The organism is Bifidobacterium tibiigranuli (genome assembly GCF_009371885.1).
GTDB classification, from domain to species: Bacteria; Actinomycetota; Actinomycetes; order Actinomycetales; family Bifidobacteriaceae; genus Bifidobacterium; species Bifidobacterium tibiigranuli.
On sequence record NZ_QLZA01000010.1, the window covers coordinates 118614 to 139164 of the forward strand.

The 20551-nt window shown below is 61.0% G+C and carries 20 protein-coding genes; 7 read left to right on the forward strand and 13 right to left on the reverse strand.

What is annotated here, in order from left to right:
- Positions 1–45: 45 nt before the first annotated feature.
- The 4 genes from DDF78_RS09590 to DDF78_RS09605 form a co-directional block, all read right to left on the reverse strand.
- Entirely contained in the window at positions 46–1665 is a 1620-nt protein-coding gene (locus DDF78_RS09590; protein WP_152581082.1) for a L,D-transpeptidase, read from the reverse strand.
- Between the two features lie 85 nt (positions 1666–1750).
- Complete coding sequence (gene nudC / locus DDF78_RS09595) at positions 1751–2893, reverse strand: NAD(+) diphosphatase (protein WP_237564635.1); 1143 nt, start codon at positions 2891–2893, stop codon at positions 1751–1753.
- Positions 2894–2964: 71 nt separating this feature from the next.
- Positions 2965–3849, reverse strand: a complete 885-nt coding sequence (locus tag DDF78_RS09600) for an alpha/beta fold hydrolase (RefSeq protein WP_152581081.1) — start codon at positions 3847–3849, stop codon at positions 2965–2967.
- Between the two features lie 171 nt (positions 3850–4020).
- Positions 4021–4644, reverse strand: a complete 624-nt coding sequence (locus DDF78_RS09605; RefSeq protein WP_152581080.1) for an NUDIX hydrolase family protein — start codon at positions 4642–4644, stop codon at positions 4021–4023.
- A 275-nt stretch (positions 4645–4919) separates the two neighbouring features.
- On the opposite strand from DDF78_RS09605, the gene trxA reads away from it, so the two are divergent.
- The 3 genes from trxA (at position 4920) to DDF78_RS09620 (ending at position 7432) form a co-directional block, all read left to right on the forward strand.
- Positions 4920–5285 (forward strand): thioredoxin, encoded by a 366-nt coding sequence (gene trxA / locus DDF78_RS09610; protein ID WP_152581079.1) that lies wholly within the window; start codon positions 4920–4922, stop codon positions 5283–5285.
- A gap of 210 nt (positions 5286–5495) precedes the next feature.
- Positions 5496–6518, forward strand: coding sequence for a resuscitation-promoting factor (locus DDF78_RS09615; RefSeq protein WP_152581078.1), 1023 nt, complete (start codon positions 5496–5498; stop codon positions 6516–6518).
- Between the two features lie 203 nt (positions 6519–6721).
- The gene (locus DDF78_RS09620; RefSeq protein ID WP_152581077.1) at positions 6722–7432 is read left to right on the forward strand and encodes an SDR family NAD(P)-dependent oxidoreductase; all 711 of its coding nucleotides are present in this window, start codon (positions 6722–6724) and stop codon (positions 7430–7432) included.
- Positions 7433–7517: 85 nt separating this feature from the next.
- Here DDF78_RS09620 and DDF78_RS09625 read toward each other — a convergent pair whose 3' ends face one another.
- From DDF78_RS09625 to DDF78_RS09635, 3 genes are all read right to left on the reverse strand, one after another.
- Positions 7518–9365 (reverse strand): DEAD/DEAH box helicase, encoded by a 1848-nt coding sequence (locus tag DDF78_RS09625; RefSeq protein ID WP_162000750.1) that lies wholly within the window; start codon positions 9363–9365, stop codon positions 7518–7520.
- A 211-nt stretch (positions 9366–9576) separates the two neighbouring features.
- The gene (locus tag DDF78_RS09630; RefSeq protein WP_152581075.1) at positions 9577–9993 is read right to left on the reverse strand and encodes a type II toxin-antitoxin system HicB family antitoxin; all 417 of its coding nucleotides are present in this window, start codon (positions 9991–9993) and stop codon (positions 9577–9579) included.
- A complete protein-coding gene (locus DDF78_RS09635; protein WP_152581074.1) occupies positions 9990–10187 on the reverse strand; it encodes a type II toxin-antitoxin system HicA family toxin in 198 nt (65 codons plus the stop codon). The genes DDF78_RS09630 and DDF78_RS09635 overlap by 4 nt, the downstream gene beginning before the upstream one ends.
- A 164-nt stretch (positions 10188–10351) precedes the next feature.
- Here DDF78_RS09635 and DDF78_RS09640 point away from each other — a divergent pair, with 164 nt between their 5' ends.
- The 3 genes from DDF78_RS09640 to DDF78_RS09650 all read left to right on the forward strand — a co-directional run bounded on the left by DDF78_RS09640 (position 10352) and on the right by DDF78_RS09650 (position 14096).
- On the forward strand, positions 10352–10918 hold the full coding sequence (locus tag DDF78_RS09640; protein ID WP_152581073.1) for a glutathione peroxidase: 567 nt from the start codon (positions 10352–10354) through the stop codon (positions 10916–10918).
- A gap of 177 nt (positions 10919–11095) precedes the next feature.
- Complete coding sequence (gene ettA / locus DDF78_RS09645) at positions 11096–12772, forward strand: energy-dependent translational throttle protein EttA (RefSeq protein WP_152581072.1); 1677 nt, start codon at positions 11096–11098, stop codon at positions 12770–12772.
- A 403-nt stretch (positions 12773–13175) separates the two neighbouring features.
- Positions 13176–14096 carry an acyl-CoA thioesterase gene (locus DDF78_RS09650; protein ID WP_152581071.1) on the forward strand — a complete coding sequence of 307 codons (921 nt, stop codon included), beginning with the start codon at positions 13176–13178 and terminating at the stop codon, positions 14094–14096.
- A 190-nt stretch (positions 14097–14286) separates the two neighbouring features.
- Here DDF78_RS09650 and DDF78_RS09655 read toward each other — a convergent pair whose 3' ends face one another.
- The 6 genes from DDF78_RS09655 to DDF78_RS09680 form a co-directional block, all read right to left on the reverse strand.
- Positions 14287–15600 (reverse strand): ABC transporter ATP-binding protein, encoded by a 1314-nt coding sequence (locus tag DDF78_RS09655; RefSeq protein WP_152581070.1) that lies wholly within the window; start codon positions 15598–15600, stop codon positions 14287–14289.
- Positions 15600–16478 carry an ABC transporter permease gene (locus DDF78_RS09660; protein WP_162000749.1) on the reverse strand — a complete coding sequence of 293 codons (879 nt, stop codon included), beginning with the start codon at positions 16476–16478 and terminating at the stop codon, positions 15600–15602. Before DDF78_RS09660 ends, DDF78_RS09655 begins: the two co-directional genes overlap by 1 nt.
- The gene (locus DDF78_RS09665) at positions 16469–17389 is read right to left on the reverse strand and encodes an ABC transporter permease (protein ID WP_152581069.1); all 921 of its coding nucleotides are present in this window, start codon (positions 17387–17389) and stop codon (positions 16469–16471) included. Before DDF78_RS09665 ends, DDF78_RS09660 begins: the two co-directional genes overlap by 10 nt.
- A 3-nt stretch (positions 17390–17392) precedes the next feature.
- On the reverse strand, positions 17393–18541 hold the full coding sequence (locus DDF78_RS09670; RefSeq protein WP_152581068.1) for an ABC transporter substrate-binding protein: 1149 nt from the start codon (positions 18539–18541) through the stop codon (positions 17393–17395).
- Positions 18542–19014: 473 nt separating this feature from the next.
- Entirely contained in the window at positions 19015–19551 is a 537-nt protein-coding gene (locus DDF78_RS09675) for a DUF3180 domain-containing protein (protein WP_152581067.1), read from the reverse strand.
- Positions 19548–20219 (reverse strand): hypothetical protein, encoded by a 672-nt coding sequence (locus DDF78_RS09680; protein ID WP_152581066.1) that lies wholly within the window; start codon positions 20217–20219, stop codon positions 19548–19550. Before DDF78_RS09680 ends, DDF78_RS09675 begins: the two co-directional genes overlap by 4 nt.
- On the opposite strand from DDF78_RS09680, the gene DDF78_RS09685 reads away from it, so the two are divergent.
- Positions 20211–20543: a hypothetical protein gene (locus DDF78_RS09685; protein ID WP_152581065.1), complete on the forward strand. Its 333-nt coding sequence runs from the start codon at positions 20211–20213 to the stop codon at positions 20541–20543. The two genes, DDF78_RS09680 and DDF78_RS09685, sit on opposite strands and share 9 nt — an antisense overlap.
- The last annotated feature ends 8 nt before the right edge of the window (positions 20544–20551 follow it).

Sequence of the window (20551 nt, forward strand, 5' to 3'; positions counted from 1 at the left end):
CATCCGCACGTATACGCGCGATATAGCTATATGGCTGATGCGCCCCTAGCGCACCGCGCCGGACGGCTGGGCACCGATCACCTGGACGAGAGTGCCCTCAGGGCAGTTGTCGTAGATCCACTGCGCATCCTGCTCGTACATGTTGACGCATCCGTGCGAGCCGTTGTTGGAGGGGTCGCCGCTTGCGATGCCGCCGTAGTTCCAGTCGGCGGTATGGAAGCCCTCGCCGCCGTTGAAGTAGCTCACCCATTTCACGCCGGGCGAGAGGTAGTGCGAGCCATCGTCGTTGAGCCCGCGCATGTCCTGCGAGGCATACCGCAGGTCGATGAAGAAGTTGCCGCTGTCGGTTTCATGGTTGCCTGAGCGCCCGGTGCATACCAGGAAGGTCTTCACCGGCGTATCGCCGCGGTACACGGTCGCGGTCTGCGAGGACTTGTCGACGACGATGCGATATTCGGGCTTGACCTGCTTGGTGTCGTATTTGGTCACATCCGCCTCGGCCTGGATGGTGGCCGGCTTGCCCGCATCGAGCGCCTGCACCACCTGCTGCGCCACGGCGTCGGTGTTCTTGATTGCCACTCCGTTGACGCCCGGCGTCTTCGTGGCCAGCACCGTGCCCGCATCGTTGACGATGTCCTCTTGCGTGACCTTCTGCTGATTGAGCTGCGCGGGCAGATCCTTGGCCATATACGCGCTGACCGCCGTCTTGTCGTAGCTTACGGCGATGGTGCCGGCGGAGGGGTCTGCGTCCGTTTTAATCCATGAAGCGACGACATCGGCTGGTATCACGAATGATTTGGCGTCGCCGTTGTTGACGGTTATCGTATTCGCGAGACGCTGGTTCGCCTGATCGGCAGTTTGCTGCGCAGCCGCGACGGGAATCGGCGTGGTGACATTGCTGTAGGCCACAGCCACCGTGGTCGGCTGACCCGGCGTGGCGATCATGGCGTCCACGGCCTTGTCGACCGGTGCCGACACTGGTGCCTTGCCGTCTTTGCCCGGAGACACGTTGAACTGCTTGGCGTTGCCGTCGAAGGCGATGGTGGAGGGCACTGCGCGGTCCGACTCGGCGATGAAGGTCTTGGTCAGGTAGGTGGATGCGGCGAGCTTGTCGGGCTTTGCAGCCAGCGCGACCGACTCATGGGAGAAGGGGTTGAGCCTGTTGAAATCGTTGCTGCTCTTGGCATCAAGAATATTGTTCACCGTCGTATCGGTGTTGACCTGCACGCCGAGATCGCGCAGCGAGGCATTGGCCTTCTTGCCGGAGTTGTCGCTCACCGCAATCGTCGAATGCACGACTGCAGCGTTGACCGTGTTCTTCAGTTCGGCAGCCGTCTTGCCCATCACCGATACGCCGCCGAAGGTGACGCCCGGAGCCGCTTTGTCTTGGAAGTACCAGCGCGCGCCGAAGAAGGATCCAATCGCAAGCACGATAAGCGCGGCCAGAATGCTCAGCGCCACGATAAGCGCGGCCCTGCTGCGTTTGCGCGGCATGGCGAGCGCGGCGGTATCTGCTGGCAGCTGCGCATCCCACGCGCCAAGCGGGAGGAACGCTTCCGTGCGTTCGCCGGCCGACGGAAAACCGTCTGTGGAGGCATTTTGGTATGCGGGAATCCTGCCCGTCTGATCGGGCATGAATCCCTGTCCTTCAGTAGCGCTCGTCACGTCGTATCCTTTCCCTCTCACTCCGGGGAATTGTATGCCTATCTTATGACCTGAAATGCACGCCGTCTCAGCTGTGAGCGTGCTTTCACAGCTCGCGTCCGTACCATTCCTCGATCATGTACCGCGCGATAGTGGCCTTGCCGGGAGCCTGTATGCGGCCGGTGGCCAGCTCGGCGGTGTATTCATCACGGGTCAGCCAACGGGCTTCGGCAGTTTCGATGTCATCCACCGTGATTTCGGTGCTGGCTGCACGGGCCTTGAACGCCACCATCAGCGAGGAGGGGAACGGCCAGGGCTGCGAGCCAAGGTAGCGCACCTCGCCCACATCCACGCCGACCTCCTCCTTGGCTTCGCGCCGGCAGGCATGCTCAAGATTCTCACCGGCCTCGACGAAGCCTGCGGAAACGGAGAACAGCCGCGAATCGCCCCACGCCTTGTTGTGCTGGAGCAGCAGCCGATCCTGTGCGTCCACGATGGCGGTGATCACCGCCGGCTCGACGCGCGGGAACAGCGTGCGGTTGCCGTCCGCCTCGTTGTCGCAGCGCTGGGCCCACCCGCCCATCGCCGGCTGCACCGCAGCCCCACAGCTCGGGCAGAAGCGCTGGCGGGCGTGCCACAGGCTCAGCGCGCTGGCATTGGTGGCCTGGCCGGACTCCCGGGCCGAGGCATGCGGGACGAAAGCGCGGATATCAACCCAGTCGAAGCGGTCCGCCGCCTGTTCAAGCAGCGATGCGCTAGGCTTTGCAGCCCGCCCGTCAAGGCCATTGTCCGGGTCGAAGGCGTCGTCGGCACCTTCATGCGCGGCGTCCGGCGCGATGCTGTGCGAGGGGCCTTGCGAGCCGTCGAACATCCGCGTCAGATCCAAGGCGATGGCATGGCGGCGGGTATGGCGGCGGGTATTGGCTAATCGGGTGCCAGCGGTACTGGCTTCGCTCCCGTACGCGCCGAGATAGATCGCGATGATTTCTGGATGCGCCGCAAGATCGTCCAGGATATACCGGCCAGGCAGCTCGGCGAGCCGCATGCGGGCAACGTCATAGCCGCCCAAGCGCCCTTGGCCGTGCGGGACCGCCACCTTCCCATCGCGCACGAGCATGACCGAGGTCGCCGACGATTCCGGCCCACGCAGCAGGGCCTGAATGAGCCCGGGCTCGTCCCTTCGCGTGGTGTCGTAATCGATGTCGCCCTGAGCCAGCGGGAGGAATGGCAGCGTCTGTGTGAGCGCCAATGAAGAAAACCCCGATGTAGAAAACCCTGATGAAGAAAGCCCTGATGAAAACATCGTTGATTCCATCGTCATCAGCCTTTCACCACGCGCCGCATGAGGTCCGCCAGAGCCTGGGCCACGGCGGCCGGCTGCTCGACGGCGCTGAAATGGCCGCAGTCCTCGATCTCAGTGACTGCGGGGCTGGTGCCCGTCAGCATCGGCACGAAACCGCGCATCGCCTGCAGCGAGGGATCCAGCGTGCCGCACACCACGGCGGCCGGAACCGTGATCGCTGCAAGCTGATCGGTGAAGTCGGGCCGTCCGGCCGCCATGCGCTGTCGCCAAGCGATGCCATCCGGGCTCTGCTCATGAATCCACCGTGTGAACAGGTCGACGCACTGCGGCGAGCGTTTGAACGCCGAATCGCCCGGCTGCGGCACCGCGAAATGCATCACCGGTTCGACGGTCTGCTCGTCCTCGCAGCGCTGCGCGATGGCCAGCCGATTCGCGCGCGCCTGGGGCGCGTCCGGGCTGGGCTGAGTGTCGCACAAGGCGATTCCCGCCAGCACCTCCGGGTGCCGTTTGACGATATCCATCACCACATAGCCGCCCATCGACAGGCCGACGAATACGGCCTTCCTGAATCCCGCCTGCCGCACCAGCTCGACGTAGGCATCAGCGACCATATCGAGCGCCTGCGCATACGAGCCATCCCCGTTGACCTCGCCGGTTTCGCCGGCGTTGGGCACCGGGCAGGTGCCCGCGCCTGGCATATCGGGCGCCCAGATGGCGAACGGCGCCAGCCCTGCCTCGTCGCTGAGCTGCGCGATAAGCGGCGCGCAGTCGTCCCACATGCGGTGGTCGATCGGGAAGGCGTGCACCAGTACCAGCGGCGTGTCCGCGCCCGGCTCTGCGTCTCCTAATTCCTTGTCAGCCAACTGGTGGCGGTATATGGTGTTCTGCAGCGATATGGCCATTGCCTCGCGTCTCCCTTCCCGTGCGAGCGCTTATGTGGTGCGCGTCGCATAGCATTCGTGCATTATCTTCACATCTGTGCCCTATTTACATCCATGTCCCAACGGTATTCATATCCGTCGCGCGCGCCGCGCCCGGCTGCCGCTCCGTTGCCGCGCCGCTTCCCGCTTGGTTCAGCGCCCGACCCATGCCAAGGCCCTGCGCACGATATCGCCCTGCCCGTTCGCCATCTGCTGGATGAAAGTTTCGATGCGCACCCCTTCCGGATCGCACCACTCCACGTCCAAGGTCTCGTCCTGCGGCTTGCAGTCGCCGGGAATCGGCACCACATAGCACAGCGCGACCGTATGCTGGCGCGGGTCATAATACGGCGACACGCCTGGGGTCGGGAAGAATTCGGCCACATGGAAAGGCTGCAGAGCCACCGGCAGCTCCGGGATGGCGATATCGCCGAGATCCTTGGCGATATTGCGCGCAATGGCCTCGCGCAGCGTCTCGTGGTAGAGCACGCGACCGGCGATGAGCGTGCGTTCCACCGAGCCGTCATCGCCCACATGCAGCAGGGAGCCGACCTGCGAGACGCGCCCCAGCTCATCGGTGCGCACCGGAACAACCTGGACATAGACCATTGGAATCTGCCGACGCATGCGGTCGATGTCTTCTCGGGAAAGCCATCCGGGAGGGTTGCCGTGGGAACCGCGCACGAAATCCTCAGGGGTTATGCCATCGAATTCCCCGCGGCGACGGCTCGCGTCGAAGTCATCGTCGTCGGGCACCTCATCATTCAGGACTTGCATTCCTCCATTATCGCCCGCATAGCGCCACCGAATGCAAACGATTGGTAAAATCTCCGAATATTCACGACATTCATGCGCAATTTGGCTTGTGCGCTCTGTCTCGCGAGCTATGGCCTGTGCGGTTCGGGTCGCTGTCCGCCACGCCGATGCGCTGCGGACATGCCACTGGCACGCCCACCGGGCTTCGTCTTAGAGCGAAGCCGACTCGCGTGTTTGTTGAGTGGTGCTGGAATGCTAGAAGCCAGCGTAAACGGCGCGATATGGAAGGAGCCATTATGGCAACGACAGCCCTGACCGCACAAGATTTCGAGCAGACCCTCACCAGCAATGAGCTGGTGCTCGTGGATTTCTGGGCCACCTGGTGCGGCCCCTGCAAGGCCTTCGGCCCGGTGTATGAGAAGGCCAGCGAGGCCAATCCGGACATCGTCTTCGCCAAGGTCGACATCGACCAGAACCAGGAGCTGGCCTCCGCTGCAGACATCAAGGCGGTGCCGACCCTCATGATCGCCAAGAAGGGCCAGATCATCTTCAAGCAGGCCGGCGCGCTGCGCGGATCCGATCTGGACGACCTGATCGCGCAGGCCAAGAGCCTGGATCTGGACGCCGCCAAGGCGCAGTCCGAGGATGCCGTCAAGGCCTGATTGGCTCGTCTGGCTGGGTGCGCATATTGCGCATATGCCAGCATTTTCCAAGGCTTTGCCGAAGACTTCCACACCTCTTCTTATGATGGTAGCCAGTGAATGCGTCTGAGGCGGCATGCCCTGCGGTGATGCTGTATATTCAGTCGCGATTGCGCCGGGGTGCCGGCGGATGATGCAGCAGTAGGAATTATTGGTCGAACAAGGAGCATAATGGCCAACCACCGTAAGGAAGTCACGACACTGAAGTCGCTCAGCAAACGGCAGTGGACCAAAATCGCAGCGGTTCTGGCTACGATGGGATTGCTCGCAGGCGCTGGTTTCGCCTCCCGCAGCTTCTATGCCTCGCAGCACCCTGCCGTGCAGGTGACTTCATACTCGGCCACTGACTCCAATGCGCTGGAAGTCTCCCGTGGTGCCGATCGTGAGGACCTTCGCGGGGCCGATGCGAACACCTCCTATGTCACGGTGAAGATCAACGGCAAGTCGCGCGTGGTGCTGGGCACCAATTTCACTGATGTCAAGTCGGTGCTCGATGCCGGCGATATCACGCTCGAACCCAATGACAGCGTCGCCCCTGCGCTGAACAGCAAGGTCGACGAATCAACCGTCATCACCATCAATCGCGCCGGGGCCGATCTCGAGACCACAGACTCCCCCATAGCCTTCAACACCGTCAAGAAGGAAACCGCGGCGCTTCCCCAGGGGCAGGAAAAGGTAGAGACCGAAGGCCAGGCGGGCGTGATGGAAACCACCAGCATCGTCACCCGCACCGGCGATAAAGTGGTGTCATCCAACATCTTCGCCTCATTCGTCAAGACGGCTCCCACCGACAAGGTCATCCTGGTCGGCACTGGTTCTACAGCATCCAATAACTCTGGAAGCGCTGGCAATCCCGGCAGCTCCGCATCGGCCAGCATCGGCACTACCGTTCCCGCCGGCGATATGCAGCAGTGGGCGCATGACTACATGCTGTCCAACGGCTACTCGGAATCCGATTTCAGCGCCACCGTCTACATCATCTCCCACGAATCCGGCTGGCGCGTCAACGCCATGAATCCGTCTGGCGCTTACGGTCTGCCGCAGGCGCTGCCCGGCAGCAAGATGAGCACCGAGGGCGAGGACTGGGCCACCAACTATCAGACCCAGCTCAAATGGTTCTGGCAGTATTGCGCAGGCCGCTACGGTTCCGTTCAAGGCGCCTACAGCTATTGGCTCGGCCACCACAACTACTGATAGATAATTATTGATAGACAACTACTGACGGATTATAGTCATATATTTGAATAGACAGGTGCGGGGTGCTTGCAGGTCTTGCAGGCACCCCGCCCCTGTCTTTTCTTACTTTCGCACCCGTGTTATGTGCCTGATTCCCGCCGCGCCCAGTAGACTGGAAAGCGGTTTCCACAGGAGCGATAGGTATATACGGAAGGGCAATTATGGCGAATGGAATTGCGATTGTGACCGGATGCGCGGCGGGCTTGGGCTATGAGCTCACGCGCCAGCTGATTGGCAAGGGCTGGCTGGTGTGCGGCGTCGATTTCAACGAAGCCGCCATGCGCAAACTCAACGCTGAGTTCGATGGCGAGTTCGATGCCGATCATTTCCACGGCTTCGTCGGCGATATCACCGATGAAGATTTTGCACAGCGGTCGTTAGCACAAATCAGCGCGCTCGGCCATGTGGATCTGCTGATCAACAACGCCGGCCAACCTTCGTTCAAGAAGCCGACCGATTACACGGCGTCCGATGTAGAGCGCTGTCTCAAAGGCCTTACCGGCATGATTCTGTGGTGCGTGCAGACGCTCAAAGCCTGCAATGAAACGGATCTCAAGATCGCGAATGTGATGAGCACCGCCGCCACGCGCGGCAACGCGAACGAATCCGTGTACTGCGCCGCCAAATGGGGCGAGCGCGGCTACACCGAAAGCCTCAAAGCGGCGTACAAAGGCAGCAGCGTCAGCGTGGTCGGTGTCTACCCCGGCGGCATCGACACCGACTTCTACCGCGACAGCCACGATTATGTGCCGCTCGACAAGCAGCATTCCTTCATGCGCGCCGACGAGCTCGCCACGATAATCCTCACCAACCTCGTCAACGACCTCAATCTCACCGTCTCCGACATCCGCATCGACCGCAACCCGCGGTAATGTGCGACTTACGCAACCGGTTCAGGGGTGCCACACGTTGTCGGATACTGCGCAAAGGCAGCATCCGACAACAACCCGATACAGCTCAGCGACCGCTGCGGAACGGGGCCGCGCCCTTGCCGCCACGGGAATGACGGAAGCCGGACGCCGTGCGCGAGGAACGGCCAGAGGCATTTCCTGCGCCGCTGTTACCGCGCCGACCGGAGCCACCGCGACCGCTGTGGGTTGATCCACGACGGCCGCCTTGCTCGGATTCGAAGTAGTCACTATGACGCTCGCCACGGCGCTCATCACGCCCATCGCGAGCATCGCGCCTGCGTCCTTCGCCACGCGAACCGCCTCTGTCTCCACGACCGTCGCTGTAATCGAAATCGTCGCGCCGCGAACCGCCGCGTCCTGTGTTGCCACCACGCCCTGTGTTGCCACCACGAGAATCACGAGAACCGCGAGAACCGTTGCCCGCATTGCGGTCCGAACCGCCACGAGCGCCGCCGCGGGAACCGCGATGCCGCCTGGCACCTGAACCATTGCCGGACCCAGACTGCGGCTGCACCGGTGCGCTCAGCTCCCAGTCCTTGACCAGCGGAGCATGCTCGCCGACCAAGTTCTCAAGCTCTGGCGAGGCGGGAGTCACTTCCAAGGAATGCACATGAATGCCAGCACGGCGCAGCATATCGCGCGCGTCGCGATGCTGCTCGGGGAGCACCAGCGTCACCACGTCGCCTGTCTCACCGGCGCGTGCGGTACGTCCGGAGCGGTGCAGGAAGGACTTGGGGTCCTCCGGCGGCTCGGTCTGCACGACCAGTTCCACATCGCTCACGTCGATGCCGCGCGCCGCCACATCGGTGGCGACCAGCACGCGCACCTCGCCGCTTGTGAACACCGCCAGATGGCGGTCACGCTGGTTCTGCGAAAGATTGCCCTGCAGGTCGACGGCTGGAATGCCCTCAGCGACGAGCTTCTTAGCCATTTTCTTGGCCTGATACTTGGTGCGAGTGAACAGAATGCGCTTGCCCATGCCGGATGCGAGAATGCGAATCACCTCATGCTTGTTGCCCTGCGAGACCGCGAATACGTGGTGCGTCATCGTGTCGACATGCGATTCGGCGGAATCCACGGAGTGAATCCGCGCATCAGTCAGGAAGCGCTTGACCAGCTTATCGACTCCGTGGTCGAGCGTGGCGGAGAACAGCATGTGCTGCCCGTCCGCATCGACCTGGCCCAGCAGGCGCGAAACCGCCGGCAGGAAGCCCATATCGGCCATCTCGTCGGCCTCGTCGAGCACGGTGATCTCCACCGAGTCCAGCGACAGCAGCCGCTGCTGCAGCAGGTCCTCAAGCCGGCCGGGGCAGGCTACGACGATGTCGGCGCCGTCGCGCAGCGCAGCGACCTGACGGTTCTGGTTGACGCCGCCGTAGATCGTCGTGGTCGTCATACGGTAAGCACGCGCCAGCGGAGCAATTACCTCATCGATCTGGTTGACCAGCTCGCGGGTCGGGGCAAGCACCAGCCCACGCGGGCGTGGCAGCATGGCCTGCGCCTTGGAGCGAGAATCGCCGTGCTCGCGCCAATGCTCGAAGCTGCGGATGGCGGCATCGCTGCCATTGTTCTGGCTAAGACGCGCGACCAGCGGTATTGCAAAGGCCAGGGTCTTGCCTGAGCCGGTCTGGCCTCGGCCCAGCAAATCGCGCCCTGCCAGCGAATCAGGAAGCGTATCGACCTGAATCGGGAAGGCGGTGGTTTTGCCGTCGAGGGCGAGCACATGCACCAAGGGCTCGGGCACGCCGAGTTCAGCGAAGGTCACATCGCGGTCGCCGAACAAGGAGCTGGACTCAGCGCCCTCATCAAGCTCGGACACACCGGTATTGCGAGCATCGGCATCGGAGTAAGTATTGGAAATATTGGAATCGGAAACAGAATGAAGTTTCGGCACAACAGCCTTTCACACACTACGCACATGACAATTGCATATCATGGCATTTACATACAGCTACATAATTGAAGCCGTCTCTCACGCGCCCCGGGCATCAAGCCCGCGCGGCGACTTCCCACAGGTAACTCACTATATCAACACGGCCCGTCATCGGCTATATCGCGCGATAAACCAGATAAACTATACGTAGGAAACCACTGCGGAGCATCTCTCACGCATCCTGCAGATCCTTGCGATAGCGCGCCTCCAAGCCGTCGCGCAGGATTTGCGAATAGTTCATATGCTGTTCTTCGCCGTAGGTGTCGAGCCATGCCGGGATGGTGACGTTCTTGCGCACGGCTTTCTTGCCGTATTTCTGCGCATAGGCGTCCATGTCGAGCACGACGAGGCTCACGATGCCATTCGGTTCCTCTGGTTTTACGCTTTCGACATCACTAGCCTTCGGAGCCGGCTTTCCTGCTTCCAATTCGCTCAGCACCCAGCCACTTGCCGCGTCTTCGGCCATGTAGAGCGCCTCGGCGAGCGTGTCGCCTCCGGTGACGAGTCCGGGCATATCAGGGCACTCAACGACGTATCCACCGTTGTGATCTTCATATGGAGTGAGCACAATAGGATAAGCGAGCTTCATTTGACTTTCCTTTCCTTGATTCCGGCCTGTTTCCAAATCGATCGCACGATATTCGGATTGACATCCCCCGGATGGTCGGGAACCGTTACTTTCCCTACCTTTATGGGATGCACATATTGGCAATGGCTGCCCTTTTGCGTTACGAGGTACCACCCGTCCGCAAGCAGCCGCCTCTCTATCTCTTTGAATCTCATTATGCAACTATACACATTATGCGCATTCTTTACCACAGAGACTTGCCGAATTCTGCCTACTGCCAAAATACTCGGCTCCCGCTCGACCAATCGCAAGCTCGCTTCGATACAGTGATAAGTGATATATGACCAGATACTCGCACAACGAATACGAAGGAGTTCGGATGACGCAAGATGCACAAGCCGCAGCGGCTATTCCTGAAACCGGCAAGCCCGCAGCGCAAACGGCAAACCCAGCACAAACGACAGCCGCCGCAACCACTATCTACGATTTCACCGTCACCGCGCAGGACGGCAGCAGCATATCGCTGGCCGACTACCGTGGCAAAGTGCTGCTCGTCGTCAACACGGCGACCGGCTGCGGATTCACGCCGCAGTACGAAGGCCTTGAGGCGCTGTATAAGAAATATCAGGATCAGGGCTTCGCAATACTCGATTTTCCTTGCAACCAGTTCGCAGGCCAGGCTCCCGGCACCGACGAGGAAATCCATGAGTTCTGCGTGGGACGCTTCGCGATGACCTTTCCGCAGTTCTCGAAGATCAACGTCAACGGCAAGGACGCCGACCCGCTGTACGTCTGGCTCAAATCGCAGCAGGGCGGCGTGGGCGGCAGCCGCATCAAGTGGAACTTCACCAAGTTCCTCATCGACCGCGAAGGCCATGCCGTAGCCCGCTTCGCCTCCAAGACCACGCCCGAGGAGCTGGATGGCAAGGTGGCCGCGCTGTTGTAAGGCCCAGCCCCGCCCGGTTGCGAGTGCCGCACCGTGCATCAGTCGTGGCAGGCAGCTCCCCAGTCGTGGCAGGCAGCGCCCCTTGTTGCGCCGTTTTGCTACCCTTGGACGCATATGGTGGGTTGATACGAACTCTTACATTTCATTGCACTAGATTCAAGAAGGATAGGATGCAGCTTGGCTGAATTTGTATTTCAGATGATCAACGCGCGCAAGGCATACGGCGACCGCGTGATTCTCGACAACGTGACCCTGAACTTTCTGCCCGGGGCCAAAATTGGCGTAGTCGGGCCCAACGGCATGGGCAAGTCGACGCTGCTCAAGATCATGGCCGGGCTCGAAACCGTGTCGAACGGCGAAGCCTACGTCACGCCCGGATATTCGGTCGGCATCCTGCAGCAGGAGCCGCCGCTGGATGACACGAAAACCGTCGGCGAGAACATCAAGACGGCCTTCGGCGGCATCTACGACAAGGTCACGCGCTTCAACAAGATCGGCGAGGAGATGGGCGACCCGGACGCCGACTTCGATGCGCTGATGGAGGAAATGGGCACACTGCAGACCGAGATCGACGCGGCCAACGGCTGGGATCTCGACTCGCAGCTTGAGCAGGCGATGGACGCGCTGCAATGCCCCGACCCGGATACCCCGGTCATCCAATGCTCGGGCGGCGAGCGCCGTCGCGTGGCGCTGTGCAAACTGCTGCTCGAAGCGCCCGACCTGCTGCTGCTCGACGAGCCTACCAACCACTTGGATGCCGAGTCGATCCTGTGGCTCGAACAGTTCCTGCACCAGTACCAGGGCGCCGTCATCGCCGTCACCCACGACCGGTACTTCATGGACAATGTGGCCGAGTGGATCTGCGAGGTCGACCGCGGCCAGCTCTACCCCTACAAGGGCAACTACTCCACGTACTTGGAGACCAAGGCTAAGCGTATGGAGATTCAGGGCGCGAAGGACGCCAAGATGGCCAGGCGGCTCAAGAACGAGCTCGACTGGGTGCGCAGCTCCCCCAAGGCGCGCCAGGCCAAGAACAAAGCCCGCCTGGAACGCTACGACCAGATGGAGAACGAGGCGAGGAATTCCAAGAAGCTCGACTTCTCCGAGATTCAGATTCCGCCGGGGCCGCGTCTGGGCTCGCAGGTGCTCGAGGCCGAGCATATCCACAAGGCCTTCGGCGAGCGCGTGCTCATCGACGACCTGTCGTTCACGCTGCCGCGCAACGGCATCGTCGGCGTCATCGGCCCGAACGGCGTGGGCAAGTCCACCCTGTTCAAGACGATCGTCGGCCTTGAGCCAATCACTTCGGGCGAGCTGACCGTGGGCGACACGGTCAAGATATCCTACGTCGACCAGAACCGCGAAGGCCTCGACCCGAACAAGAACCTGTGGGAGGCGGTCTCCGACGGGCTTGACTTCATCGAGGTCGCCGGTGTCGAAGTGCCTACGCGCGCCTATGTGGCGAGCTTCGGCTTCAAGGGCTCCGATCAGCAGAAGATGACCGGCGTGCTCTCCGGCGGCGAACGCAACCGGCTCAATCTCGCGCTGACCCTGAAGCAGGGCGGCAATCTGCTGCTGCTTGATGAGCCGACCAATGACTTGGACGTGGAAACCTTGGAATCCTTGGAGAACGCGCTTATCGAGTTCCCCGGCTGCGCCGTGGTCATCTCCCACGACCGTTGGTTCCTCGACCGCATCGCCACGCATATCCTCGCGTGGGAGGGTGACGATGAGCACCCAGCGAACTGGTATTGGTTCGAAGGCAACTTCCAGGCCTACCAGGAGAACAAGGTCGCCCGGCTCGGCGAGGAGGCCTCGCGCCCCCACCGCCTGCACCGCAAGCTCACACGATAGTTCGCGTCAGTTTGACAGCCATTCGAGGGGCCGTCTGATTCCATATCCATAGAGTCAGACGGCCCTTCTCTATAAGTCCGCTTGCTGGCCACACCGAACAACCACATTCGAGCATCGTAAACAGGCATTTCGTTTCCCGGACGTGTTATGAACTCTGCAACCAAGTCTCTCAACTATCGGTTATGCGATTCCAAGAGAGATACAGGCGACACCTATACCACGAGTTTCATCGGAAATCCTTAACACGCGCCGATTGTACATACGCCCGTTACACAATGTCGGACGCGATTTTACCTGCGCCGGATAGTCTGAGGCAATGATCCATACGACGGGCGTAGGGCGGGAGCCCCGGCGGAGGTTGGTATAGGATATGTCATTGAACGATCAAAGTAGAGGACTTGGTATGGCACAGACGACACAGGAAGCGAGAGTCACTCCATTGGAGCACTTGGTGAAAGTTCTGCGATTGGGCGAACCTTCGCAGTATCGGGGCCATACCTATATCAACGGCGAGAGCCTGTACTTCCCTACCGGCCAGGTGTACGGCGGGCAGGTCATCGCGCAGTCGCTGATCGCCGCATCCAAGACGGTCGCTCCATCGCGCCTGCCGCATTCGATTCATGGCTATTTCATCAGTCCGGGCGACATCCGCCAGGATCTGCTCTTCGATGTCGAGTCGCTGCGCGATGGGCGCTCGTTCTCGGCGCGTCGGGTGAATGTGACCCAATCGCAGGGCGCGATTCTCACCGCCATCGCCAGCTTCCAGCAGCAGGGCCAGTCGGGCGTGGAGTTCGCCGACCCGATGCCGCAGGACATCCCCGGGCCGGACGAGCTGACCAGCGCGAAAGAGCTGATGATGCCGTACGCCAAGCAGTCCCCCTTCGCGAATTACTATGTCGAGAAGTCGCCCTTCGACATCCGCCACATCACGCAGACCATTATGCTCAAGGCCGACGAGCACAGCGCCGAGCACGACTCGGGCAAGCAGATGGTATGGATGAAGGTCGATGGCACGGTCGATGTGCCGCAGATCTTCCACCGTGCGATGCTGGCGCTGGGCTGCGATCAGGTGATGATGGAGCCGGTGCTGCGCCGCGCGGGCCTGAGCGTGTCGACGCCGGGCATAACCTACGCGTCCATCGACCACTCGATGTGGTGGTACCGCGACATCAACATCAACAACTGGCACCTCTACGTGCAGGACACCCCCACCGCCGCGCACGGCCGCGGCCTAGGCAACGCCAAGGTCTACACGCAGGACGGCGAGCTGGTGGCCGTCATGTCGCAGGAAGCCATGATTCGCGTACCTTCAGCGAAAGCGTAACTGGCGTCACCGGTACAATCTCCTGCCGCCTCGCCCCTACCGTACAGAATGCAACGTTTTACGAGCCGATTGCGTCGTCTTTTGTACGGTAGGGTCGGGCTAGCGTGCATTTTGCAACGTAATCGACCCTCAAAACGTTACATTTCGCACGGTAGCCTCAACCAATCAAGCGCTTCAGGCAATCAGGAACTCAGACCGCCAGCGCTGGAATAACCCTTGGAGTAACAATCACCTTGCTGCCAATATGCACGCCCATAGGCAATTCGTTCTCCTGCAGCTGCACAGTGACGGTCAGCGGATTGCCGTCATTCCATCGCTGCCATTCATCAGATACCACAACCGTGTCCACTCGAACCAGAGCTCCAAGGAAATGAACCGCTTCGACGCGAGCGCGCACACCAGCGCCGTCAGCGGCCACACTGCCTGACACACCTGAATCGTACGAAGCTCCAACGCCGCCTGCTCCGTCCACGGAAAGCGTGAGTGCCTCCGGACGAATCAGCAGTGTGCGAGCCTCGCCGGTTTGGGAACCGGCAAGCAACTCGATTTGCCGGCCGAAAACCGTAGCCCGTCCGTCATGGCAGTCGCCCGGCAGGCGGTTGGTCAGACCGATGAATGTGGCGACGTATTCGCTCGCCGGACGCTGGTAGAGCGTTTTCGGTGCATCGATCTGCTCGATGCGCCCATGATTCATGACGCCAATCCGGTCGGCGATGGCCAACGCCTCCTCTTGATCATGGGTGACGAACAGCGTCGTCGTGCCGGTTTCCAGCTGAATACGACGTATCTCATCGCGCAGCTGCACGCGAACTTTGGCATCCAAAGCGGAAAGCGGCTCGTCCAGAAGCAGCACGCGCGGGGAGACAGCGAGCGCACGCGCCAAGGCCACGCGCTGCTGCTGGCCGCCGGACATCTGCTGCGTGTATTTGCCCGCCTGATCGCTTAGCCCCACCAGCTCGAGCTTCTCCTGAGCTATTGTCCGTCGTTTTGCCTTGGCTACGCCGTGCACTTCGAGGCCGAATTCGATATTCTGCAGCGCCGTCATATGAGGAAAGAGCGAGTAGGCCTGAAACACCATGGCCATATTGCGCTTATTCGCCGCGACGCCAGTCAGATCGTGGCCTGCGACCATGATGCGTCCGGCCTGAATATCCTCCAGCCCGGCAAGCGCACGCAACGCTGTCGACTTGCCGCAGCCCGAGCCGCCGAGCAGCACGACAAGCTCCCCTGCCTTGATGTCCAGATTGAAGTCGTCCAAAGCCTTGGACGGCGAGCCGGGATAGGTCTTGTCGATATGCTGCATTCGGATGCCGGCCGTATCGGCCTTGTCGTCTGCATCTCCTGCGCTGGCTGCTCTTGGAGCTGTTGCACCAGCGGAGAACTGACCGGTCTGCGCTGAAGCGGCCTGCGCAAGGGCCGTCCGCGTAGATGCCTTCCGCGCAGAAGACGTTTGCACTGGAGTTGCCTGTGCAGCGGGCACCATTGGGCTTTTGCTCATCGACATCAGTCACGTTCCTTATGCTTGTTCACCGCTCCTGCGATGGCGTCGATCGCCAGCAGAAGCAGCACACCGAAGGCCATTGCCAGCAGCGACATGGCGGTGGATATTTGCGAATTGGATTGCCCGAGCTGGTAGAGCGCGACCTGCAGGTTCATACGCCCCAGCAGCGAAGCCACAGTGTATTCGCCCAGCACCACCGCGATTGAGATGAACGACGCGGAGAAGACGGCCTGCCATAGATTCGGAATAATGACGCGCACGAAAACCTTCGGCCACGAGGCACCCAAGGAGCGTGCTGCTTCGGACAAGGTCACGACATCGATGGAGTTCAGTCCCACGGCCAGCGCGCGGAAGGCGTAGGGCATGACCAGAATCACATAGGCGAAGCACAGCCAGATCGGATTGGTGCTCAGCACGTCGGCCGAAAGCCATCGATAGATTGGCCCCAGTCCGACGACCAGCACAATGGCAGGAATGGTCAGCGGCAACGTGGCCACCCATTCCATCGCCCGCTCGAGCTTTCGCGAGCGGATATGCACGATTACCATCGCCGGCAGCATGAGCAGCAGCATAGCCACCGCAGTGACTGCGCTCAAAGCGAGCGAGTAGCCCAACCCCTGCCACAGAATACTCAGATCCGTGCCCAGGCTGTCGCCGTTTCCGGTGAAGATCGCCTGCCATGCGTTCAGGCTCCACCGACCAGACAACGGTTGGCGTACAGTGAACAGCAGCATCGAAAGTAATGGCATGAACAGAAACAGCAAGGTGAGCGTCAGAATGACGGCCTTGACAATCTTCTGCTTGCGTATCGCACGCGCGCGAAGCTGCACAGGAGCTGCAATCGTCATGTCATCGTCGTTCACAGCCAGATTCACAGCCATCGCCCGGACCTCTTTTCCACAGCGTGGCTGGCCAGCATCACCAGCGCCATCACCACGATCATGGCGAAGGCGAGCACCTGCGAGAAGCCCTGCTGGTTCGCGTCCATCTCGTTGCGAATGGCGCCTTGGATCATCAGCGGAATCAGAATCGAACGCTGCGAGAAGAGCGCTGCCGCAGTCGCATAGGCGGAAAAAGCATTGGCGAAGAGCAGCAGCAACGCCGAAATGAAGCGAGGCTCCAGAATAGGCCCAGCCACACGCGTCCAATACTGCCAAGCGCTGCCACCCAGATTCTCGGCCGCTTCGCGCCACTGCGGGCGTATCGAATCGACCGCAGGCAGAAAGATGATGACCATGAGCGGAATCTGAAAGTAGCAGTAGATCATAATCAGCCCGGGCAATGAGCTGAGCCAATTCGGATCGACGGTCAGGCCCATCAGCTGTTTGATCAGCATCGTACCGACGCCGTTGATGCCGAGGGTCGCAATGAAAGCGAAGGCCAGCATCACGCCGCCGAATTGGGCGAGCGTGGAGGAAATCGCCGTGATGATGCGGCGCATGATGCTATTCGGGCGCGAGCCGATCACCAACGCATAGGCGGCAAGCGCTCCAACGATGGCACCGATAAGCGCGGAAACCAGCGACACCGCAACGGATGTCCCCAAGCTCACCAGCGTGTTGCGCTCGGCAAGACGGGCGAAATTGGCTAGAGTCAGACCGCCGTCAGCTGCCTTGAACGCGCCGACGACCACAATAAGCGTCGGTATCAGCAGGAAGCATGCGGTGTAGGCGAAGAACGGCAGCGTGGCGGCGAAGGCTCCGAGCTCGTTGCGATGGCTCGCAAAGGGTGATATACGGGACGAACCCGCCGTTGCCGCGGCGGGTTTGCCTTGAGGAAAATTGACGGTCATCGCTCAGTTGCCGATCGTCTTGTCCCAGTTGTTCTGCAGCCACTGCGTGATGCGGGTGGAGTCGTCGTTCGTGTAGGTGACGGGGTCACCTTCGACCTTGGTGGCCGTGGCGAGGATGGACTTGTCGACGGTTCCATCCTTCTCCATGGCGTCGAGCAGCACCGGGTTGGAACCGCCCTTGAGCCAGAGGTTCTGGACTTGCGGCGTGTAGAGGTATTCCTCCCACAGGCGAGCGGCAGCCGGATGCGGCGCATCCTTATTGATCGCCTGATTGTAGTAGCTCACCACCTGAGCCTTCGGGAAAGTCTTGTACTGCCAGTTCACTCCCTTGGCCTTCAGCGACTTCTGGTAGGAGGCCTGGTTGTAGGTCCAGTCGAAAACCACGCCGGTCTGGCCCGAATCGATGGTACCGTCGGTGACATCGACCTGGGTGAGGTTACCTGCGTCCTTGAGCTTCTTGAAGAAGTCGAGTCCGGGCTGCAGATTCTTGATATCGCCGCCCGAAAGCTGGTTGGCCATGACGAAGCCGTTGAATGCGGCTCCGGCTTCGGCGGGCTTGCCGTTCAGCGCCACCGTGCCGGCGAACTTCGGATCGAGCAAATCCTTGAGGCTGCTGATGTCACCGTACTTGTCCTTGTTCCAGCCGATGGACATGATGCCGGTGTAGTCGGCGAAGTACAGTCCTGTGGACTCTTTGAGCGTATCGGGAATCGAATTCCATGCCTGCACCTTATAAGGGGCAAAGGAATTGGTGTTGGTCGAGGCTACGGCCAAACCGACATCGAAGACATCAGGGGCCGCATCCGTGCCCTTGTTGGTCTTCGCCGCGTCAATCTCCTCCTTGGAGGAGGCGTTCGGATTCTGCTCGTTGATCTTGATCTTCGGGTACTTCTTCTGGAAGCCCGCGATGACCTCGCCATAGTTCGACCAGTCATGCGGCAGCGCAATGACGTTGAGCGAGCCTTCCTTTTCGGCGGCCGTCTGAAGATCGGCGAGCGAACCGAAATCAGACAATGATGCAGCTGAAGCGGATTTGCTATCCACTGATGTGGCCTTGCCAGAGCCGGTGTCGCCGCCGGAGCCGCACGCAGCGGCGGTAATAAGCATCAATGCAGCTAAGGAGCCGGCAGCCAGCTTATGCAGGGAATTCATCAGGATTATTCCTTTCCTCGAACCTCAGCGCGGTTGTTTCGCAGCTTGTGCCCGTAAACCAAACCGTGCCAAGATATGAGGCTAGCCGCGCTGTTCAACGTGGCGTTGACGCGCAGATGAACTGCGGAAAGATTCTTGAGAACGCATGTTGCATCTTAGCGAACGGCAGGTGAACGGTGATATCAGCTGAGAAGATGTGATCGGGAACTCACCGCCCATGCCCGCGGTTATACGTCACAACTCCCGCATTAACTCGACCCTTATGCGGGTTTTGTGATGTTTCTGAGCCTTCAAATGACACAATTCGCGCATTGACCTCATTATCATGCGGGGAATGTGACGTATGACTGGCTAGCGTGCATTTCGCAACGTAATCGACCCCGAAACGTTACATTTCGTACGGTAGCCCCAGCTAATCGCCCAGCCTCAGCCAATCGCGCAACCGAGATACCCAACCGTGCTACTCAGCAAAGCTACTCAGCCGAGCGATTGGCGGTTGGCTGCGCCAGTCCGCGACTGCGGCCCGGCTCTGCCACCTTGGGATGCTCGGGGCCGTCATTCGGCGGCAGTTGGCACAGCCGCTCGCCGATGATGCCGATCACCATGTCGGCAAGGCTCACCGCGCCGGTTATCGCGCATTCCAATATCGCCTCGGAGAAGTACGAGGCCTGCGCGTGCGGCAGGCTGGCTAGTATCTGGCCGCCATACCATCCGGCGAGCGCCGCGCCCGCCAGGCCCAGCGCCTTGGCGAGAACAAGCGTGTACACGGCTTTCATCGGGTCGAATACGCTCGAACGCTTCGCGGGATCGGTCGTGGCATATTTATGCACCTGCCAGGCCAGAACCAGCACGACGACGCCGAGCAGCGCCAGCAGCGCGGCGACGAACCACGGCGCGCCAATGAGCGGCAGGCCCGTGCGCTCGCCGTATTTGGCGATGCCCACGCCTGCGGCCAGGCCGAGCAGCATAGCCAACAGGTAATACCACCACGGTGTCCGACGTGCTTTCATTGCGTCTCCCCTATAATCCAGTTGTCGGACAGCAACCCGACCTGCATGGCGTCCGGCGCCAAGGCCAGAAGGAAGGACACGGGCTTGCCGCCAAGGCTCGCCTCGGGGTCCATATCCAGCCACGGCGCGAGCACAGCCGCCTGCGAAGCCGCATCGGCCAGCGGCAGTGGTGGCACCATGCAATCTGCCTCGTCGCCACGCGCGCCCTCCATATCGACAAGACGCAGATCGACAGCGCCCTCGCCCGCTCGGCCAATGCTCTCCAATGTGGCGGCAAGCGCAGTCGGCGGCATCGTCGTGGTCAGCTGCATGACCGCGGTCATGGCATCAGGCCCGTCGAAGCTGCTCACATGATACAGCGGCGAGATGCCTTCGATCTGACCGCCGGGTATAGCGTCCAACGACACGATCGCAGCACGGAAGCGCCGCTCGGCATCCCTCGCCTTGCTGAGCATGGCAATGACGGCACGGCGGGACGTCGGCATGGCGGCCTCGGCTGCGGCACCTGGCCGCTGCGATAGCGCGACCGGAGCCGCCGAATCTGGAGCCCCCGTGACAATAGTGACCGGAACGTCGATGAGCATGGATTGCGGAGAGGCATTCTCGCCGGCATCATGCGCATTCTGCGCAGTCTGCGCAGTCGGAAGGCCCGAAGCGTCATGCAGCACGACATCCGCATGGACATGCGCACGCAGCCAGTCAAGGTGCTCTCTGGCAACCGCATCATCGGCAACGTCCGCAACATCCTCGGCGCGAAGACGAACCTGTGCCTGAGGACTGCTACTACTGCCTGCACCACGTTCAGTCCGAACGTTCTCAGTCTGAGCGCTCTCAACTTGAGCGTCAGTCCGAGCTCCCTCAGTCCGAACACCCTCAGTCTGAGTGCTCTCAGTCTGGCCGTCATGCGGCTGAGCGTCACCCGCACGCGCACTATCCGCTCGAACGCCGAGGGGCGTGCCGGTATCCGACATGCCCCTCGTGTGCTGTGCTGAATTGAGCG

Bases quoted from the DNA above. Each gene is read 5' to 3' on its own strand.
- DDF78_RS09665 (WP_152581069.1), bottom strand. From the start codon at position 17,389: ATGACCGTCAATTTTCCTCAAGGCAAACCCGCCGCGGCAACGGCGGGT.
- DDF78_RS09670 (WP_152581068.1), bottom strand. From the start codon at position 18,541: ATGAATTCCCTGCATAAGCTGGCTGCCGGCTCCTTAGCTGCATTGATG.
- DDF78_RS09675 (WP_152581067.1), bottom strand. From the start codon at position 19,551: ATGAAAGCACGTCGGACACCGTGGTGGTATTACCTGTTGGCTATGCTG.
- DDF78_RS09650 (WP_152581071.1), top strand. From the start codon at position 13,176: ATGGCACAGACGACACAGGAAGCGAGAGTCACTCCATTGGAGCACTTG.
- DDF78_RS09620 (WP_152581077.1), top strand. From the start codon at position 6,722: ATGGCGAATGGAATTGCGATTGTGACCGGATGCGCGGCGGGCTTGGGC.
- DDF78_RS09685 (WP_152581065.1), top strand. From the start codon at position 20,211: ATGCAGCACGACATCCGCATGGACATGCGCACGCAGCCAGTCAAGGTG.
- DDF78_RS09605 (WP_152581080.1), bottom strand. From the start codon at position 4,644: ATGCAAGTCCTGAATGATGAGGTGCCCGACGACGATGACTTCGACGCG.
- DDF78_RS09615 (WP_152581078.1), top strand. From the start codon at position 5,496: ATGGCCAACCACCGTAAGGAAGTCACGACACTGAAGTCGCTCAGCAAA.
- DDF78_RS09600 (WP_152581081.1), bottom strand. From the start codon at position 3,849: ATGGCCATATCGCTGCAGAACACCATATACCGCCACCAGTTGGCTGAC.
- trxA (WP_152581079.1), top strand. From the start codon at position 4,920: ATGGCAACGACAGCCCTGACCGCACAAGATTTCGAGCAGACCCTCACC.
- DDF78_RS09640 (WP_152581073.1), top strand. From the start codon at position 10,352: ATGACGCAAGATGCACAAGCCGCAGCGGCTATTCCTGAAACCGGCAAG.
- DDF78_RS09630 (WP_152581075.1), bottom strand. From the start codon at position 9,993: ATGAAGCTCGCTTATCCTATTGTGCTCACTCCATATGAAGATCACAAC.
- DDF78_RS09635 (WP_152581074.1), bottom strand. From the start codon at position 10,187: ATGAGATTCAAAGAGATAGAGAGGCGGCTGCTTGCGGACGGGTGGTAC.
- DDF78_RS09655 (WP_152581070.1), bottom strand. From the start codon at position 15,600: ATGTCGATGAGCAAAAGCCCAATGGTGCCCGCTGCACAGGCAACTCCA.
- DDF78_RS09660 (WP_162000749.1), bottom strand. From the start codon at position 16,478: ATGGCTGTGAATCTGGCTGTGAACGACGATGACATGACGATTGCAGCT.